At 63.1% G+C, this 16,232-nt stretch carries 20 protein-coding genes; 3 read left to right on the top strand and 17 right to left on the bottom strand.

Annotated features, from left to right (window positions below):
• Positions 1 to 150: 150 nt before the first annotated feature.
• The 5 genes from sucD to R3C13_RS13420 all read right to left on the bottom strand — a co-directional run bounded on the left by sucD (position 151) and on the right by R3C13_RS13420 (position 5,492).
• The gene (gene sucD / locus R3C13_RS13400; RefSeq protein ID WP_371311336.1) at positions 151 to 1,053 is read right to left on the bottom strand and encodes a succinate--CoA ligase subunit alpha; all 903 of its coding nucleotides are present in this window, start codon (positions 1,051 to 1,053) and stop codon (positions 151 to 153) included.
• An 8-nt stretch (positions 1,054 to 1,061) separates the two neighbouring features.
• Positions 1,062 to 2,258, bottom strand: coding sequence for an ADP-forming succinate--CoA ligase subunit beta (gene sucC / locus R3C13_RS13405; RefSeq protein ID WP_371311337.1), 1,197 nt, complete (start codon positions 2,256 to 2,258; stop codon positions 1,062 to 1,064).
• Between the two features lie 100 nt (positions 2,259 to 2,358).
• A complete protein-coding gene (locus tag R3C13_RS13410; protein WP_371311338.1) occupies positions 2,359 to 3,678 on the bottom strand; it encodes an MFS transporter in 1,320 nt (439 codons plus the stop codon).
• Positions 3,679 to 3,707: 29 nt separating this feature from the next.
• Complete coding sequence (locus tag R3C13_RS13415; protein ID WP_371311339.1) at positions 3,708 to 4,874, bottom strand: alkaline phosphatase D family protein; 1,167 nt, start codon at positions 4,872 to 4,874, stop codon at positions 3,708 to 3,710.
• Between the two features lie 69 nt (positions 4,875 to 4,943).
• Positions 4,944 to 5,492: a DUF2306 domain-containing protein gene (locus R3C13_RS13420; protein WP_371311340.1), complete on the bottom strand. Its 549-nt coding sequence runs from the start codon at positions 5,490 to 5,492 to the stop codon at positions 4,944 to 4,946.
• 134 nt (positions 5,493 to 5,626) lie between these two features.
• Here R3C13_RS13420 and R3C13_RS13425 point away from each other — a divergent pair, with 134 nt between their 5' ends.
• Positions 5,627 to 6,367, top strand: a complete 741-nt coding sequence (locus R3C13_RS13425) for a LytTR family DNA-binding domain-containing protein (protein ID WP_371311341.1) — start codon at positions 5,627 to 5,629, stop codon at positions 6,365 to 6,367.
• Positions 6,368 to 6,370: 3 nt separating this feature from the next.
• Here the strand turns inward: R3C13_RS13425 and R3C13_RS13430 are convergent, their stop codons facing one another.
• The 4 genes from R3C13_RS13430 to R3C13_RS13445 are packed head-to-tail and all read right to left on the bottom strand — an operon-like array spanning position 6,371 to position 8,112.
• Positions 6,371 to 6,622 carry an HNH endonuclease gene (locus R3C13_RS13430; protein WP_371311342.1) on the bottom strand — a complete coding sequence of 84 codons (252 nt, stop codon included), beginning with the start codon at positions 6,620 to 6,622 and terminating at the stop codon, positions 6,371 to 6,373.
• Positions 6,619 to 7,506 (bottom strand): bifunctional methylenetetrahydrofolate dehydrogenase/methenyltetrahydrofolate cyclohydrolase FolD, encoded by an 888-nt coding sequence (gene folD / locus R3C13_RS13435; protein ID WP_371311343.1) that lies wholly within the window; start codon positions 7,504 to 7,506, stop codon positions 6,619 to 6,621. The genes R3C13_RS13430 and folD overlap by 4 nt, the downstream gene beginning before the upstream one ends.
• Positions 7,503 to 7,784, bottom strand: coding sequence for a DUF167 family protein (locus R3C13_RS13440; protein ID WP_371311344.1), 282 nt, complete (start codon positions 7,782 to 7,784; stop codon positions 7,503 to 7,505). Before R3C13_RS13440 ends, folD begins: the two co-directional genes overlap by 4 nt.
• 7 nt (positions 7,785 to 7,791) lie before the next feature.
• Entirely contained in the window at positions 7,792 to 8,112 is a 321-nt protein-coding gene (locus R3C13_RS13445; RefSeq protein ID WP_371311345.1) for a YggT family protein, read from the bottom strand.
• A 154-nt stretch (positions 8,113 to 8,266) separates the two neighbouring features.
• Between R3C13_RS13445 and R3C13_RS13450 the strand changes: the two genes are divergently transcribed.
• On the top strand, positions 8,267 to 9,508 hold the full coding sequence (locus tag R3C13_RS13450; protein WP_371311346.1) for an MFS transporter: 1,242 nt from the start codon (positions 8,267 to 8,269) through the stop codon (positions 9,506 to 9,508).
• Positions 9,509 to 9,514: 6 nt separating this feature from the next.
• Here the strand turns inward: R3C13_RS13450 and R3C13_RS13455 are convergent, their stop codons facing one another.
• The 8 genes from R3C13_RS13455 to R3C13_RS13490 form a co-directional block, all read right to left on the bottom strand.
• Complete coding sequence (locus tag R3C13_RS13455; protein ID WP_371311442.1) at positions 9,515 to 9,883, bottom strand: VOC family protein; 369 nt, start codon at positions 9,881 to 9,883, stop codon at positions 9,515 to 9,517.
• A gap of 72 nt (positions 9,884 to 9,955) precedes the next feature.
• Positions 9,956 to 10,813 carry a DUF4440 domain-containing protein gene (locus R3C13_RS13460; protein WP_371311347.1) on the bottom strand — a complete coding sequence of 286 codons (858 nt, stop codon included), beginning with the start codon at positions 10,811 to 10,813 and terminating at the stop codon, positions 9,956 to 9,958.
• A gap of 52 nt (positions 10,814 to 10,865) precedes the next feature.
• Positions 10,866 to 11,627: a hypothetical protein gene (locus tag R3C13_RS13465; RefSeq protein ID WP_371311348.1), complete on the bottom strand. Its 762-nt coding sequence runs from the start codon at positions 11,625 to 11,627 to the stop codon at positions 10,866 to 10,868.
• Between the two features lie 29 nt (positions 11,628 to 11,656).
• The gene (locus tag R3C13_RS13470; protein ID WP_371311349.1) at positions 11,657 to 12,430 is read right to left on the bottom strand and encodes an SDR family oxidoreductase; all 774 of its coding nucleotides are present in this window, start codon (positions 12,428 to 12,430) and stop codon (positions 11,657 to 11,659) included.
• A gap of 82 nt (positions 12,431 to 12,512) precedes the next feature.
• Entirely contained in the window at positions 12,513 to 13,265 is a 753-nt protein-coding gene (locus tag R3C13_RS13475) for a sigma factor-like helix-turn-helix DNA-binding protein (RefSeq protein WP_371311350.1), read from the bottom strand.
• 415 nt (positions 13,266 to 13,680) lie between these two features.
• On the bottom strand, positions 13,681 to 13,980 hold the full coding sequence (locus R3C13_RS13480) for a 4a-hydroxytetrahydrobiopterin dehydratase (RefSeq protein WP_371311351.1): 300 nt from the start codon (positions 13,978 to 13,980) through the stop codon (positions 13,681 to 13,683).
• A gap of 3 nt (positions 13,981 to 13,983) precedes the next feature.
• On the bottom strand, positions 13,984 to 14,562 hold the full coding sequence (locus tag R3C13_RS13485) for a hypothetical protein (RefSeq protein WP_371311352.1): 579 nt from the start codon (positions 14,560 to 14,562) through the stop codon (positions 13,984 to 13,986).
• Positions 14,549 to 15,199, bottom strand: coding sequence for an HAD-IA family hydrolase (locus tag R3C13_RS13490; protein WP_371311353.1), 651 nt, complete (start codon positions 15,197 to 15,199; stop codon positions 14,549 to 14,551). Before R3C13_RS13490 ends, R3C13_RS13485 begins: the two co-directional genes overlap by 14 nt.
• 112 nt (positions 15,200 to 15,311) lie before the next feature.
• On the opposite strand from R3C13_RS13490, the gene R3C13_RS13495 reads away from it, so the two are divergent.
• Positions 15,312 to 16,229, top strand: a complete 918-nt coding sequence (locus R3C13_RS13495; protein ID WP_371311354.1) for an SDR family NAD(P)-dependent oxidoreductase — start codon at positions 15,312 to 15,314, stop codon at positions 16,227 to 16,229.
• Positions 16,230 to 16,232 lie beyond the last annotated feature (3 nt).

Here is a 16,232-nt window from a genome sequence, read left to right on the forward strand (position 1 = left end):
CCTCTGGGACCTTTCGTTCCCCTCTCATGTAGGAACGAATGCTTTACCGGTGATAACCGGCTGTGTGTGAGGACGGCCTGAGCGGGGTCAGATCCTGGCCACGCCAGACTGGCCCGCGGGCCGTCCTGGCTCAAATTCTACAGGGCTGTTCTAGCCCTTCAGTACCTCGACCATGGTCGTACCGAGGCGCGCCGGCGAAGGCGACACACGGATACCGGCCGCTTCCATTGCGGCAATCTTGCTCTCCGCATCGCCCTTGCCCCCGGACACGATGGCACCGGCATGGCCCATGGTCCGGCCTTTCGGCGCGGTACGACCGGCGATGAATCCGACCATCGGCTTCTTGCGCCCCTGCTTGGCTTCGTCGATCAGGAACTGCGCGGCGTCTTCTTCCGCGCTGCCACCGATTTCACCAATCATGATGATGGACTTTGTTTCGTCGTCGGCAAGGAACATCTCCAGCACGTCGATGAATTCCGTACCTTTGACCGGATCGCCGCCGATGCCGACCGCCGTGGTCTGGCCGAGGCCGACCTGCGTGGTCTGGAACACAGCCTCATAGGTCAGCGTGCCGGAGCGCGAAACGACGCCGACGGAGCCCTTCTTGAAGATGGAGCCCGGCATGATGCCGATCTTGCACTCGTTGGCCGTGATGAGGCCGGGGCAGTTCGGGCCGATGAGGCGCGACTTGGATTTTTCCAGCTTCGCCTTCACGCGCACCATGTCGAGGACAGGAACGCCCTCGGTGATGCAGACGATCAGCGGGATTTCCGCGTCGATGGCTTCCTCGATCGCGGCCGCTGCGCCCGGAGGCGGAACATAGATCACGGAGGCATCGCAGCCGGTCTTTTCCTTGGCTTCAGCTACCGTCCCGAAGATCGGCAGTTCCTGGCCATTGTCTGCCTTCCACATCTCGCCGCCGCGCTTCGGGTGCGTGCCGCCGATCATCTGGGTGCCGAAATAAGCCAGCGCCTGATTGGTGTGGAACGAGCCGGTGTTGCCGGTCATGCCCTGAGTGAGGACTTTAGTGTTCTTGTCGATAAGAATGGACATATCTGGTCTCAGGCGCCTTTTACTGCGTTCACGATTTTCTGGGCGGCATCGTCGAGGTCATCGGCGGGGATGACGTTCAGCCCGCTTTCGGCGATGATCTTCTTGCCGAGGTCGACGTTCGTGCCTTCGAGTCGCACGACCAGCGGAACCGCCAGATTGGTCTCTTTCACGGCTGCGATCACGCCTTCGGCGATCACGTCGCACTTCATGATGCCGCCAAAGATGTTCACCAGGATGCCCTTCACGTTCGGGTCCTTCATGATGATCTTGAAGGCAGCTGCCACTTTCTCCTTGCCGGCGCCGCCGCCGACGTCACAGAAGTTGGCCGGCTCTTCGCCGTACAGCTTGATGATGTCCATCGTCGCCATGGCCAGACCTGCGCCGTTGACCATGCAGCCGATGGTGCCGTCGAGGGCGATATAGGCGAGGTCCCATTCCGAGGCCTCGATTTCCTTCTCGTCTTCTTCGGTCTTGTCGCGCAGCTCCATGATGTCCGGATGCCGGAACAGCGAGTTGCCGTCGAAGGAGACCTTCGCGTCGAGCACGCGCAGATGGCCGTCTTTCATGACGATCAGCGGGTTCACCTCGAGCAGGCTCATGTCCTTCTCGGTGAAGGCCTTGTAGAGGATCGGGAACAGCTTTTTGCCGTCTTCGGCCGCTGCGCCGTCCAGTTTCAGCGCGCCGTTCAGCTTCTCGACGTCGGCAGCCGTCACGCCGGTCGCCGGGTCAATGCTGAGCGTCAGGATCTTCTCCGGCGTGTCATGCGCCACCTGTTCGATGTCCATGCCGCCTTCGGTCGACACCATGAAGGCGACGCGCGAGGTGGAGCGGTCAACCAGCATGGAGAGATAGAGTTCGCGGGCGATGTCGGCGCCGTCCTCGATATAGAGGCGGTTCACCTGCTTGCCGCCGGCACCGGTCTGCGCGGTGACGAGGTGATGGCCCAGCATGGCCTTGGCGTTGGCGAAAACCTCATCCTTTGAGAATGCGAGGCGCACGCCCCCCTTCTCGCCGGCCTCCGGCTCCACGAACTTGCCCTTGCCGCGGCCGCCTGCATGGATCTGCGACTTCACAACCCAGAGCGGACCCGGAAGGGTGTCGACCGCTTTCTGGACGTCGTCCAAGGACAGGACGGGAACCCCGTCCGCAACCGGCGCGCCAAAGGATTTCAGCACAGCCTTCGCCTGGTATTCGTGGATGTTCATGCGTTTCTCGCCCTGTTTGCCGTGGCCCGCGGACAGCTGCCTGTCCGGCGATGTGGGCCGCTATATAACAGTCCGGACCCAAGCCGCAACTGGCTGGGTATCAGTCTTTAGACTCAGAAAGGATTTCTGCGTCCACGACGGTTTCCGCCGGGGCCGTCCCGCTTTCTCCGCCTGCGTCCATCTCATGCTCCGACATGCGTGGATCAATCTCCACGCTGGCCAGCGGTGTCGGCAGGATCGGGCTCCATTCCTCATGCTTTTCTTCGACCGGCATGGGCTTGGCCCTGACGCGCCAGACCATGATCACTGCCAGCAGAATCAGAAGCAGGCCCGCCAGCCCGAACAGGCCAAGCCGGCCGAGGGCCCGCATCGCCAGGCCGGACAGCAGCGGTCCGAAGATGGACCCTGCCGCCCAGACGAACAGCAGGCCTGACATGACCTGCGGAATCTTGTCCCGCGGCGTCCGGTCGATCGCATGGGCGACGCTGAGGCCATAAAAGGACAGCGATCCCGCGCCCCAGAAGCCCAGGACGACAATCACGCCAACTTCGCCCAGCGCCTTGCCGAAGACTGCAATCAGCAGGGCCGCCACGGCGGCAAGGCTGGCAATCGCCGCAATCACGATCCGGCGCTCGATCCGGTCCGACAGGCGCCCGGCCGGCCACTGCATAATGAGACCGCCCAGCCAGGCCGATGCACTCGCAAAGGCGGCCGCCGTTGTGCCCCCTCCCCCAAGCGTGAAGCCCTCGAAATAGATCGGCAGCAGCGACTGGGTGCCCGTATTGATGACCCCGGCCAGCAGCACGCCGATCACCGCCGCCGGAGCAAGGCGGTACAATGCCTGGAGAGGCATGGACTTGCGCTCAGGCGCGGCCGGCTCCTGCTGGCGCGTCAGGCAGACCGGCACCAGCGCCAGCGTCAGGAACATCGCCGCCCATGTGTAGGCGCGTGTGTCCAGCGGAGAGAGACCGGCCACAAAGAAGGGGCCGATCATCAGCGAGAGTTTCGCGCCGGTATGGTAGATGCCCATTACATTGCCGCGCGAACTGGCCGGAACCGCGCTCCCGAGCCAGCTCTCGACACTCGTGAACATGTAGGCGAACGCGACGCCCATCACGACCCGCGCCGGGGCCCAGAACAGGGCATCATGCACCAGCGACAGCGACAGGACCGAAACGGCATTTACCGCCGAAGCGGCCGCGAAAAGGCGGATATTGCCGAAGCTCGACAGCGCCCTTGGCGCTGTCCAGGCACCCAGCATGAAACCGGCCGCATGGAGCGCGGCGATCAGGCCGATCGCCTGTGGCGGCGTGCCCATCGCTTCGAGGCCAAGGGGCGTCAGCACACCTGTCAGACCGCCCGCGATCTGCAGGATCATCACGGCGGCAATAAGAACGAAGACGTTACGCGTGTCGGACATCGCGGACGGATTGGGGCCTTCTGCCTGGATTATCTGAACTGGTCTTTGACTTGCTGGATCACGTGACCGTCTTCTGCGTGAATGGCAAGCGTTACTGAACCGCCGGCCCAGTCAATATCGATGGAACCGTAATTGTTCGGCGGATAACCCGCCCCGATCTGGTAAGGGTCCGTCTCGTCGCTCTCGTTGGCGAAGGACTGGTTCAATGACGAGGCGGTCAGCTCATAGGCCGGGTACGGAAGGACGCCATCGGCTTTGTAGAGAAAGGCGGTGTGCCGGTCGCCCGACACGAAAACCACTCCATTTGCCTGCGTGTCCGCGATCAGCTTGTACAGGCGCTGCTGTTCTTCCGGCAGCTTGTCCCAGCTTTCCCAGCCATGCGCCGTCGGCAGCACCTGGATCGAGGAGACGATAAAGCGCAGGTCTGCCGGCTTCTGCAGCTGGTTCTCCAGCCAGGTCCACTGGTCATTGCCCAGCATGTCCTGGTTCGGATCGGCGGAGGGCACATAGCGCTCCTTGCCCTTGGTCCCGTATGCGTCCGTCTCGGTCAGGTCCGACCGGAAGAAGCGGGTGTCGAGCATGATGACCTGCGCGCGCTTGCCGACCGGGCCGAACGTGCGGGCATAGTAAGTGCCGGGCCAGGCGCCGACATCCTGTTCGGCAATGCCCCAGAATCGCTCATGAATCCGCTCTGCAAGGCGCCGGAATGGGAAATTCTTGCCGCCGTCATTGGCGCCCATGTCGTGGTCGTCCCATGCCACCATCATCGGATGGACCGCCCGCACGGCCTGGAAATCCGGCCGCGCAGCCAGATCGCGGAAACTCTCGCGCAGCTCATCAAGTTCAGCCTCATTGTTCCGGTAGGCGCGCCCGTCCATGTCGCCGTAGACATTGTCGCCGATCATCAGGAAGAGGTCGGCCGGCGTATTCGCTACGGATCGAAGTGCCGGGTTGTCGCCTTTCTCCTCGTCGAGGCAGGAGCCGACGAGGATCCGCGTCAGGGCCTTGTCGGCGGCCGGCAAAGGCTGGCCTGCAGGCGCCACAGGGTAGAAGTCGTCCGGCAGAGTCCGGTAGTAGGCCTCCAGCGCTTCATCTGCACTTTGCGGCGAGCGCGTGATCCCCGGAATCGAGATCGGCCCCGGCGTCTGGCAGGACGCGAGGCCGATCATCAGTGCCAGTGCTGCTACCTGTTTCATGCCTCGCCCTCCGGTCTGCGTTCCTCCGTCTGTAGCGGTCTTTGGCCAAGGCAGTAAGAGGCGAGAACGTCACGCGGCGAAGAAAATCGACCACATGATGCGTCCCGGCAGGAAAGAGAACAATCCGGCCACGACAAGACCGCCGGTGAACATGCCGGTCATGTCCCTGCGGTGGGTCTTGATGTCCTTCCGCCGCGCGGCCGCGACGGCCATCGGCAGGGCGATGACAGTCCAGGCCGACAGGCCATGAATGAAGCTGAAGGAATTTCCGTTCAGGCCGATGATAAAGAACGAACTGATCGCCGTAACCGCCATGGCCGCGACCCAGCTGTATCCCAGCTTGCGGTGCAGGCCCCTGCCCTTCACACCCGTCAGCAATACGGTGCCGATGGCGAACGCGGCGATGGCCCCGGCAACGTGCAGCTTGATCATGAACGAGGCGTCGACGAACCGGCTGGCATCAATGTGGAAACGCACCTGCGGGTTGCCTGCCGACTGCAGGATAAGCCAGCTGAGCACGGCATAGCCCACCAGCGCGCCGGCGATCACAATCCTGTTGTCCGGGCGCAGCGAGGGGAGGCGGAAGCGGCGGCTCGAGGGGGCGTTGAAGTCGGTCATGGCAGGTCTCCTTTTCCATGAGCCCTCGATGCCCCGCCTGTTCCCGGCCTGCCACGCGAACTACGCGGAACGGCTGGAATCCTTCGCAAAATCGGGCCAGAACGCTTGGCGAAGCGCGAATTGAGAGGGGTTCCATGCCGCAATTCCTGAAGGACAGGCTGCGCGATGCAGCAATCATCCTCGCTTTCGCGGCTGCGTTGACCTTTTTCGGCGTCTATTCGACCGATGCACCCAATTGGGCGACCTTCCTGATGTGGGTGGTCACCTGCCTCGCCGGCGGGCTCGCCTCCCGCTTTGTCGTGCCCCTGGTTTTCGAGCGGCACATAGCCGGGCAGTTCATCGTGGTGCAGGTTCTGGTCGCCGCAGCGCTGATCGCCCTGCCCGTCCTGCTGGTCTTATATTTCTTCTCAGGCGCTTTCGGCATCTGGATCCCTGCCGAGCTGCTGCCGATGCAATACCTGTATGTCTATGCAGTCTGCCTCGCGATGACCGTGCTGGGCGTGCTCATTGACCGCGCGATGCACAAACCAGCCGAGGCCGCCCCCGGCGGCCCCGATGCCGCTGCCCGCTTCCTCGACCGCCTGCCGGTCAAGTATCGCACGGCGGAGCTCTGGGCCGTGTCCTCCGAAGACCATTACCTGCGCGTACACACCAGCCTCGGCGAGGAACTCATCCTGATGCGCCTTGCGGATGCGGTGCGCGACCTTGCCGGTGCAGAGGGGGCCCAGACGCATCGCTCCTGGTGGGTCGCAAAAAACGGCGTCGCCGACATACGCCGGGATAATGGCAAGCTGGTCCTTGTCCTCAGGAACGGAAACGAGGCGCCGGTCTCGCGCACCTTTCAGGCTGCGGCCAAGGACGCCGGCATCACCTGAGACTTACTGGCCACGCCCCTTGATCTTGTTGCAGCGCGCATGGGCGAGCTGGATGTTCGTCGGATCGTCGGAGCCGCCGCGCGAGACAGCGATGATGTGATCGTAGGTCGGCCGTTGCGATTTCCACAAGGTTGAATGCGCGACGTCATACCGGGTCGCCGGCATGGACAGGCCACACAGGGCACAACGCCCCTCCTGCGCTTCCCACAAGGCCTTGAACAGCGGCGTCTGCGGCGGGGCGTAAGGCTGGCTCATCCGATCTCCGGCACCGGCCAGCCGCGGCGGGCGCAGGCCGCCTTGACCGTATTGGTCAGCAGGCACGCCCGCGTCATCGGCCCGACGCCACCGGGCACCGGCGTGATATGGCCGGCGACGTCTGCACAGCTATTGTAGTCGGCATCGCCAACCAGCTTTGTCTTGCCCTCCCCTTTCTCGGGAGCGGGCACACGGTTGATGCCGACATCGATCACCATGGCGCCGGGCTTGACCCAGTCACCCTTGACCATTTCCGGGCGGCCGACAGCAGGCACGAGGATGTCTGCCTCGCGGCACACCGCAGGCAAATCCTTCGTGCGCGAATGAGCGATCGTGACTGTGCAGTTTTCCGCAAGGAAGAGCAGCGCCGCCGGCTTGCCCACCAGAATGGAGCGGCCGATCACGACGACATGCTTGCCCGACAGATCATTGCCCAGAGCCCGCTTCGCCATGATCACGCAGCCTTCCGGCGTGCAGGATCGCAGGCCCGGCTTGCCGAGCGACAGGCGCCCGGCAGATACTTCGGTCAACCCGTCCACATCCTTGGCCGGATCGATCCGTTCGATGGCCGCATCCGGGTCGAGGCCCTTCGGCAGCGGCAATTGCAAGAGAATGCCGTCGACGCCGTCATCGCCGTTCAATTCCGCGATCAGTGCCTCGACCTCAGCCTGCGTGGCGCTTGCCGGCAGGCGGTGGTGGACCGAGACCATTCCGGCCTCTTCGGTGTCCTTGATCTTGTTGCGGACATAGACCTCGCTGGCCGGGTCCTCTCCGACCAGAATGACAGCCAGGCATGGCTGCGAAGGCAGGTCCGCAACCGCCACCGCCACTTTGGCCCGCACATCGGCGGCAATCTCTGTTCCACTGATCCGGACTGCGCTCATGCTGCTTCCCCGCTGAGCCGGGCGGCGAGATCTTCGGGCCCGTCGATTTCGAGGCCTTTTAGCCGAGTCTTGCCGCCCGTCACCACCCTGACTGCAGACTTCGGCACGCCGAGCCAGCCGGCGACCAGTTTTTCAACAGCCGCATTCGCTTTTCCGTCTTCCGGCAGGGCCCGGACGCGCACTTTCAGGAAACGCCGCCCGGCATCGTCTTCGCCCCAGTCCTCCACCCGGTCGGCCGAGGATTTCGGCTGCACACGGACAGTCAGGCGGTGCAGCAAGGGCCGCTCAGTAATGCAGGGCCGGGCGGGTGAAGCCGATAATCGTCGGCAACAGCCAGTCGCGGGTGAAAAGGATGCCCAGCGCGAGCAGGAATACGGACAGGTCAAGCTGGCCGAGCGGCGGCACATAGCGCTGGATCGGGCGGAGCAGCGGCATCATCACACTGTCGAGCACGGACTGGATCTGGCGCACCGTAGGATTGCGCATCGAGATCACGCCGCCAACCACCAGCCAGCTCATCACCACATAGACGAAGATGATGAGCAGAAGCAGCGAAAGCAGCGGGTGCAGGAAATAGGAATAAAGGGCCAGGAGAAGGGAATGCATGCGCGGGCGACCTGTGATTCGGCTGTCAGAGTGTCCTTAGACTGTAGCAGGCCCGTCCGGCAAGGGACGCACCTGTCGCAAGGGAAGGGTTTGGCAAGCTGCCCGCCCCACCTTAGCGTGAACGCACGGGCAACAGCAAAACAGGCAGGGGGGCATGACAGACAGCGACACAGCCCTTCTACCCCTCAGCGGCTTCCAGAAGCTGGTGATCGCTCTTGCCACCGTATCCATGGGCGCGGGCATGACGATCAATTTCGTCGTCGTCGCTCCGCTGGCCCGGGAAGCCGGCCTCTCGGAAATCGAGATCGCCGGCATCCTGACATTTTCTTCTGTGCTCTACACAATTTTCACCCCGATCTGGGGCCGGATCGCCGATCGGATCGGCCGGAAGCGCGTCATGGTCTTTGCCCTCTGCGCCATGGCACTCACCAATATGGCATTCCTGTTCGCCTTGGACGCGGCACTTGCCGGCGTGATCACCGGGCTCGGCGCCTTTTCCCTTCTGGCCTTCGTGCGCACCTGGTTCGGCCTGCTGGCCCCCGGCCTGCAACCTGCCGCCATGGCCGCCATGACGGATGCGACGACGCCCGCCAACCGAGCGGCCGGCCTCGGCATGCTGGGGGCCGCCATGAGTTTCGGGTCTATTCTAGGGCCGGCCGGCGCGGCCGTGCTGGCCCGGATCAGTGCGCTGGCACCGCTCTGGGGCACGATCGTCTTCAACCTGGCAGCCGCAGCGATCATCGCCTTTGCCCTGCCCCGCACCCGGCCACGCCCGGCAGACCATCCGCGCCCCGCCGCGCTGTCCATGCGGGATGCGCGGGTTCTCCCTCACCTCACTTTCCTGTTTGTCTATTTTGTTGCCGTCGCCATGATCCAGCAGACGCTCGGCTGGTTCATCGCAGACCGCTATGAATTTGCCGACACGGCGGCGCGCACCGCCAAGCAGGCCGTCGTCCTGCACACCGGCCTCGTCATGGCCTCCACATCCCTTGCCATCCTGACAGTGCAGTTCGGCTTTGTCTCGCCCTTCAAGCCGGACCCGCGGCGCGTCCTGCCTGTCGGCCTCGGCCTCCTGGCCATCGGCTATATCTCTGCCGACCTGTTCCAGCCCTTCTGGGCGGTGTGTCTCAGTTTTCTCGTTGTCGGTATTGGCGCCGCATTGGCCGTGCCGTCAGCCAATGCGCTGGGCAGCCTGTCCGTGTCGCGCCACGAACAGGCTTCGGCGGCAGCCTTGCTTGCGTCAGCACCGCCGGCAGGGTTCGTTGTCGGCCCCTTGCTCGGATCGGCGCTCTATATGGCAAGCCCCCGCCTGCCTTTCTTTGCCTCAGCCGCCGTCTTCAGCCTGCTGAGCGTTTACAGCCTGCTGGTAACGGCACGGCGCCCGCTGGCAAACTGACAACCCTTACCCCATGAAGAAGGCGTTGAGCTTGTTGCCGTCGAGGTCGCGGAAATAAGCGGCGTAGAAGCCTTCGCCCCGCGGTCCCGGCGGACCTTCGTCACTGCCGCCTTCCGCAATCGCGATCTTGTAGAGCCGGTGGACCTGTTCCTTGCTGCTGGCTTCCAGTGCAACCATCACGCCATTGCCCACGCTCGCAGGATTCTTGTCCCATGGGTAGGTCAGGCCGATGCCGGCGCCGCCGCCGGGAATACCCCAGGCAATAAACGTCTCGTTCTCCATCATCCGCCCGACACCCAGCTCCCCGCAAAGCGCATCGTAAAATTTCGCCCCGCGCGCGAGGTCTTTCGTTCCAAGCGTCACATACCCAATCATCATCCAGCCTCCGTTTTGGAAAACTGGAACATATAGAGAACATTTGAACTCGTCCAGCCGGAATATTTGCCGCTATGGCGCGGGACGCGGCACCAGTTCATCAAACACGATGGCCCAGCCGGTTTTGCGCTTTTGCCAGACACGAACGATCACACCCCTGCCCGGTCCGCCTGCGTCCCAGCTCGCTTCAGACCAGGTCCAGACAAGGTCGCCTGCTGCCGAAGCGCCACCACCCCGCGGTTCCAGAATCATTCGCGCCGGCCTCGCCGCCAGCGCTACCTTGCGCGTTTCTGCCCCAATTCCCGGCGGCGCACCTTCCGAGTGCAGGCGCGCTTCGGGCGCGAGCGACCCGGCATAGGCGCAGGGCGATCCGTTCGCCACGTCCGTCGCCATGGCTGCCTCCAGCGCCTTTACCTGCGCCAGCGCGGCCCCCGAATCGGCAGAACCTTGTTCCGTGACCGGAAGAAAATCGACAGCTGCATCTTTTCCCGCCGCCCCCGCCGGGTCCGCATCGACGCCGGCATCCAGAACCCATTTCCACAGCCCGTCGGGCTGCTTCTGCCAGATGGTGAAGTACCAGCCACGCCGCACCTCATCAAAGCCGTAAGGGCCGCTCGTAAATCCGAGATCTCCGGACCGTGAAATGCCTGCCCAGAGCGGCCACCAGACGAGATGCGGACGCGCCGGATCGGGCGGCGCATCCGGCTGGACCGAGAAATAGTCGTGCACATTCACCGGATCCGGCGCGAACATGATCGCATCGGGCGCTGCGTAGCTGGTGAAAGATGTTTTCACGCCGCTGGCGTAGCCATAGGCTGCAAAGGCCCGCTCCGCCGCGACGATGGGTTCAGGCGTGACGATCGTCGCCGGCGACGAGGCACAGGCCGCCAGCCAGACCATGCAGAAGGAGAAAATAATCTGCCTGCGCATCGTTTCCTCCTCGTGCCCTGCCCGCCTGCCGAGCCTTCATCTTTCCAGAAACTTATTGGGAAAACCCGGCATGGCATCCGCCTTCGGCGGACACCGGCGTGCCGAAATACAGCGCATCGAACGTCATCGCATTGTCGCTCAGGCTCACCGTTCCTTCGGTCACCACATCGCCGGGCACCTGGTTTCCGCCCTCAATATCGAGCCTGATCGCACCGGTTTCGGTATCCAGCGCATAGGTGCCCCAATAATCCTTGTAGACCTCGAACGGTGTCCAGGTGACGGAGAAGTCTCCGCCGCCGGTGAACACCAGTTCCTGGATGGCGCTGTCGGCCGGGCAGCCTTCCCCGTCCTGGCGCCAGGTGCCGACCAGAGGATTGTCGGCGGCGCGGAACACGTCGACCGGCCCGATCAGGCTGTGGCCGTTATAGGTGGCATCAAGGCGCATGCGCGTGCCGGCCTCGACGTCCGGGCTGATTTCAGCAATCGGAAGACCGTCATCCTGACGGGTGAAGGTCGCCGCTCCTTCCGGAGACACACCGAGATTCTGGAGACAGCCAGGCGGCAGATCGTTGTAGGCCCCCGGCATATCCGTCCAATAAGGAAAGAGCGCGATCTTGTCGCCGGGCTCTGCGGAACGCGGCTCCATCCAGAAGAAATACGCCTTCTGCCCAATGTCCGGACAGGCCGCCGCCTCGGCATCGGCGGCGACGCCTTGCGCGTCTATGTCGAGGATCTCGATCTCTTCGTCACCGGCCGCGCTCTGGCATCCGGCCACTGCAAGCAAAGCGGCGATCCCTATTGCTCGAAGTTGCATCTGCTTCCCCTGCATCAGCGTGGCGGATCCTACATCGCGCTGATGCCGCCATCCACTTTCAGTTCGATTCCCGTAACCAGCTTCGACTCATCCGAGGCCAGATACAAGACAGCATAGGCGATATCGTCCGGCTCACCCACCTTGCCGAGCGGAATCTGACGGCCGAGCTTGGCGAGCGCCTCCTCCTCGCCGAACATTTCCTTCGTCCGGTCGAGGATCGGCGTGTTGATGAATACGGGGTGTACGGAGTTGCAGCGGATCTGACCGCCCGTCTTCGCACAATGAAGGGCGATGGATTTCGACATGTGCCGCACCGCCGCCTTCGCCGTATTGTAGGCGATATAGTTGCCACTCGCGATGATACCCGCGATGGAGGAGATATTGATGATCGAGCCGAGCCCGTGCGGCCGCATCAGCGGGATCGCATATTTGCAGCCAAGGAAAATGGAATCGACATCCACCGCCTGCACCTTGCGGAAGACGTCGTAATCCTCGTCCTCGACCGAGCCGAGGGAGCCGATGCCGGCATTATTGACGAGGATGTTGAGTCCCCCCATCGCATCGTGCGCCGCCTGCAGCACTTCCTGCCAGCGCGCACCGTCGGTCACATCATGCTGGAAGGCGAACGCCGTCCCTGCCCCGTGCGCTTCATTGATCGAGGCGGCGACTTTCTCCGCACCGGAACCATTCACGTCGGTCACGGTAACCTTCGCGCCCTCCTTCGCCAGCATCCGCGCTGTCGCCTCGCCAAGGCCCTGCGCGCCGCCGGTGATCAATGCCATCTTGCCTGCAACCCGTCCCATCCGGTGTTCCTCCTGTTTGTCTGCCGCGCAGCTAACAGGAGGCCGCACCCCACGCATAGGGGCGCCGTTACGGAAAGGCAGGTCAGGCGGAGAACAGCAGCGCCTTGTAGAGCGTCCGGCGGAAATTGTCGGCGTCGCAGAGGTCGGCCACCGGCACTTCCCAGACCCGGTCATCGGTCCGGTCTCCGGAGGCTTCGCTTCGCGCAACGATCACCGGGCCTGCGAATGCCGGTCCAAGATGCTCGCGCAGTGCCGGCAGATGACTACAGCCCGATTTCATGCGCCCCCTGCACGATGACGCTTCGGTTTCGTCCGATCGTCCGATCAGGACGACGATATTCGGAAGGCCCAGCCGGGCATCGGTCAGGTCTTCGCGCTCGCCGATCGACCAGAGAACGCTATGGCCTTCACGCTTCAGGAACAGGCCGACCTTTTCCCGCATCATTTCATTGGCGCCGACGAGACCGACGCGCGCGGGGAACCGGTCGGCGTAGCGCATCTGCGCCCGCGCCAGCCGCGCCTTGACCTGGGACACCGGCGTTTCGCAGATGCGACCGGCCTCCTTGCAGGAAAATCCTTCCATGCTGACCAGCAGGACCAGCCTGCGCTCGAGCGGATCAAGCAGCTTCCACCGACCAAAGCCGGAAAAAGCCCCCGCCGCCGATCCATTCAGCGACCTCAATTCCTTGTCGACGTGACCAAAGAGGATCTCCACGTCCGGCGCGCCGGAGGGAACCTCCTGCGACAGGAAGGTTTCAATCGCGGAACCGACAACGTTGTCTCCCGCGCTTAACGATCCGCTTGCCAGGACGGCATATCGCCTGAGGCGATCCAAATTCGATTCAATTGCGTCTGCCCACATCATGGGGCGCGTATAGTGTTAGCGATCGCAGCCGTCTGTCCCCCGCCTCGGGGACAGATGACGGTTTTTTGATGCTTTTGCATTAATTTGCATTCATGTTTCATCAAAAAAGCGAGCGTTTGTCACCAGATTCCACGACACCGTCGCAAGCACAGGAAAACGGATCCAAAAATTGACGCCTCAGTCTACTTATTGAGTTTATTGATAATTATGCGGACCATTACGTAAGACTTTAGTCGAATTCCGCACGCAAAAGATTTGCCGCCGCGCCGCGGACATTTCCCCTGTGCCGCACACTCCGCCCCGGCTTCCCACTCATTTTCATATTTTTGCAATTTAGGCTGGAGCCAGCCCCTTCCGGAACCCCGGCACGTCCGAAATGTGGAATTCAGATGCGGGCGAGCCTGGCAGCCAGCGCGTCCATATAACCGGCGAGTTCCAGATCCCGCGCGGTCACGCCGTCGGCATCATGGGTCGTCAGCAGGACTTCAACGCGGTTGTACACGTTGAACCATTCGGGATGATGGTCCATCTGCTCCGCCTTGATCGCCACGGCCGTCATGAAGGCGAAGGCGTCCTTGAAGTCCGCAAAGCGGAACGTCTTGATGATCGCGTCACGCTCGCCTTCACCTGCAGACCAGCCCCTGAGCGCCTTGAGCGCGGCGTCCGCTCCGATCTTGTCACTCATGGCCTATTCCTCTCCGTCAAGCCCCAGCACGAAATAGACCCAGCGCCCGTCTTCCGCGATCGCCGTCCGCATACCGGGATAGGCCTCGCCCTGGCGGATGCGGTTGACCCCGTCTTCGCCGATCAGATCGCGCAGGCGCTTACGGTCCTGGAAGGACAGCTTTTCGGGTATGAGGTCTCCGGGGTCTTTTGCTGCCAGGTCCGGCCAGATGTACCAGGTCTCGCCATCCACATCGCGCCGCCCCACGGGCTGGTCGAACAGCGCCTTCAGTTTCAGGTTGGGATCGATCCCGGTCCGGCGCAGCAGGTCCCAGAATTCCCGGTGCGGCGTCCCCTCAAGGTTCGAGACAAAGCCTTCATTCCCTTCCGCGAAGCGGGCGAGGCCGGACAGCGAGCCCCGCTTCGTAAAGCCGAGAATGTCCTGCCGCGTCGATTCCACGGCGGCGGGAACTTCCACGGGTGGAGGGACTTCCGGATCGCGCGTCATCGATTCCGGCGGGAGCAGCGGCTGTGTCTCCTGCGCCTGCCCGCACGCAGCAAGGCCCAGCACAAGGCCTGCGAGGAGCGCGTCAGACCACTTCATAGCCTGTTGCGGCTTTCAGGTCCGCCAATAGCTGGTCCTCGTTCAACACCTTGATCGTCGTCATGCCCATCTGGGCGGCCGGTTTGAGATTGATCCCGAGGTCGTCGAGATAGACGCAGTCGGCCGGCTCGACATCCAGCGCCTCGCACATCAGCGCATAGATGCGCGGGTCCGGCTTGCGGATGCCGATCTTTGAGCTTTCGATCAGATGGTCGAACTGGGCGAAGATCTCTGCCAGCTGCTCGGCCTTCTTCGAATCGTTCGTCATCGAGGCGCCCTTCCCCACAGGCGCATTGTTGGTAATGCAACCGACCTTGCCATGCCGCTTGCACACTTTCAGCGCCTCCACCACAGCCGGACGGACCTCACCGGAGAGCAGCGCGAGGATGTCCTTGCCGGGCACGTCATGGCCAAGCGCGCGGGCCTCTTCGCGGAACAGGCCGTCGAATTCCTCAGCGCTGACTTTGCTCTGCTCCAGCAGGGCCCAGGCATTAGTCAGCGGATTGTGCGCATTGACCGTGCGGATAAAATCCTTCGGCAGGCCTTCCCGGACTTCATACCGGGCGAACGCATCAAAGGGCGAGGTGGTGAAGACGCCCCCAAAATCCCAGATCACGGCCTTGAAAGTCTTTGTCATGCGAGACGTCTAGCCGCGCCGTGCCGAAACTTCAAACCTTGAAGATTGGCGCGCCGCTCTTAGGGTGGCCGCCAACAGACTGCAGACACGACAATTGAGGGAGATACGACAGATGGGCGTGCTTGAAGGCAAAGTGGTGCTGGTCACCGGCGGCGGCAATGGTATCGGCAGGGAGACGGCCCTGCTTGCCGCGAAGGAAGGTGCGAAAGTCGTGGTGAACGACCTTGGCGGCAGCCTCACGGGCGGAGATGAGGGCGATGCTGGCCCGGCCGAGAAGGTCGCCGCCGAAATCCGCGCGGCAGGCGGCGAAGCGGTCTCCAACTCCGACAGCGTGACCGACATGCGCGCCGTCGAGGGCATGATCGAACAGGCAAAAGACTCGTTCGGCGGCCTCCACGCCATCATCAATCCCGCCGGCATCCTGCGTGACGGCATGTTCCACAAGATGAGCGAGAGCGACTGGGACGCCGTGATCGACGTTCACCTGCGGGGCACGTTCAATGTCACGCGCGCCGCCGTCGAACTCTTCCGCGAGAAGGAAGACGGCAGCTTCGTCCTCTTCACCTCCACGTCCGGCCTGATCGGCAATATCGGCCAGGCGAACTATGCCGCCGCCAAGATGGGCATTGTGGGGCTCTCCCGCGTCATCGCCATGGAAGGCGAGCGCAAGAATGTCCGCTCCAACGTCATCGCACCCTTCGCCTGGACGCGCATGATCGCGTCCATCCCGGTTAAGGACGAGGCCGGCGCCCAGCGCGTCGAGCGGATCAAGAATGCCATGCGCGCCGACCAGGTGGCCCAGCTCGCCGTCGCGCTCTGCGCCGACAAGGCCAAGCATGTCACCGGCCAGATCTTCTGCGTGCGCGGCAACGAGGTCGTGCTGTTCGACCAGCCGCGCCCGGTGAAATCGCTCGCCCGTATGGAAGGCTGGACGCCGGAGACCCTGATCGACCATGCCCTGCCCGCCATGCAGGGCAGCTTCTTCAACATGGGTGCGTCGGCGAGCGTCTTCCCCTACGATCCGGTCTGACCG

Source organism: Hyphomonas sp. (genome assembly GCF_041398385.1).
In the GTDB taxonomy this organism is placed as follows: domain Bacteria; phylum Pseudomonadota; class Alphaproteobacteria; order Caulobacterales; family Hyphomonadaceae; genus Hyphomonas.

Excerpts from the sequence above, each read along its gene's own strand:
- sucD (WP_371311336.1), bottom strand. The coding sequence starts at position 1,053 with ATGTCCATTCTTATCGACAAGAACACTAAAGTCCTCACTCAGGGCATG.
- sucC (WP_371311337.1), bottom strand. The coding sequence starts at position 2,258 with ATGAACATCCACGAATACCAGGCGAAGGCTGTGCTGAAATCCTTTGGC.
- R3C13_RS13410 (WP_371311338.1), bottom strand. The coding sequence starts at position 3,678 with ATGTCCGACACGCGTAACGTCTTCGTTCTTATTGCCGCCGTGATGATC.
- R3C13_RS13415 (WP_371311339.1), bottom strand. The coding sequence starts at position 4,874 with ATGAAACAGGTAGCAGCACTGGCACTGATGATCGGCCTCGCGTCCTGC.
- R3C13_RS13420 (WP_371311340.1), bottom strand. The coding sequence starts at position 5,492 with ATGACCGACTTCAACGCCCCCTCGAGCCGCCGCTTCCGCCTCCCCTCG.
- R3C13_RS13425 (WP_371311341.1), top strand. The coding sequence starts at position 5,627 with ATGCCGCAATTCCTGAAGGACAGGCTGCGCGATGCAGCAATCATCCTC.
- R3C13_RS13430 (WP_371311342.1), bottom strand. The coding sequence starts at position 6,622 with ATGAGCCAGCCTTACGCCCCGCCGCAGACGCCGCTGTTCAAGGCCTTG.
- folD (WP_371311343.1), bottom strand. The coding sequence starts at position 7,506 with ATGAGCGCAGTCCGGATCAGTGGAACAGAGATTGCCGCCGATGTGCGG.
- R3C13_RS13445 (WP_371311345.1), bottom strand. The coding sequence starts at position 8,112 with ATGCATTCCCTTCTCCTGGCCCTTTATTCCTATTTCCTGCACCCGCTG.
- R3C13_RS13450 (WP_371311346.1), top strand. The coding sequence starts at position 8,267 with ATGACAGACAGCGACACAGCCCTTCTACCCCTCAGCGGCTTCCAGAAG.
- R3C13_RS13455 (WP_371311442.1), bottom strand. The coding sequence starts at position 9,883 with ATGATTGGGTATGTGACGCTTGGAACGAAAGACCTCGCGCGCGGGGCG.
- R3C13_RS13460 (WP_371311347.1), bottom strand. The coding sequence starts at position 10,813 with ATGCGCAGGCAGATTATTTTCTCCTTCTGCATGGTCTGGCTGGCGGCC.
- R3C13_RS13465 (WP_371311348.1), bottom strand. The coding sequence starts at position 11,627 with ATGCAACTTCGAGCAATAGGGATCGCCGCTTTGCTTGCAGTGGCCGGA.
- R3C13_RS13470 (WP_371311349.1), bottom strand. The coding sequence starts at position 12,430 with ATGGGACGGGTTGCAGGCAAGATGGCATTGATCACCGGCGGCGCGCAG.
- R3C13_RS13480 (WP_371311351.1), bottom strand. The coding sequence starts at position 13,980 with ATGAGTGACAAGATCGGAGCGGACGCCGCGCTCAAGGCGCTCAGGGGC.
- R3C13_RS13485 (WP_371311352.1), bottom strand. The coding sequence starts at position 14,562 with ATGAAGTGGTCTGACGCGCTCCTCGCAGGCCTTGTGCTGGGCCTTGCT.
- R3C13_RS13490 (WP_371311353.1), bottom strand. The coding sequence starts at position 15,199 with ATGACAAAGACTTTCAAGGCCGTGATCTGGGATTTTGGGGGCGTCTTC.
- R3C13_RS13495 (WP_371311354.1), top strand. The coding sequence starts at position 15,312 with ATGGGCGTGCTTGAAGGCAAAGTGGTGCTGGTCACCGGCGGCGGCAAT.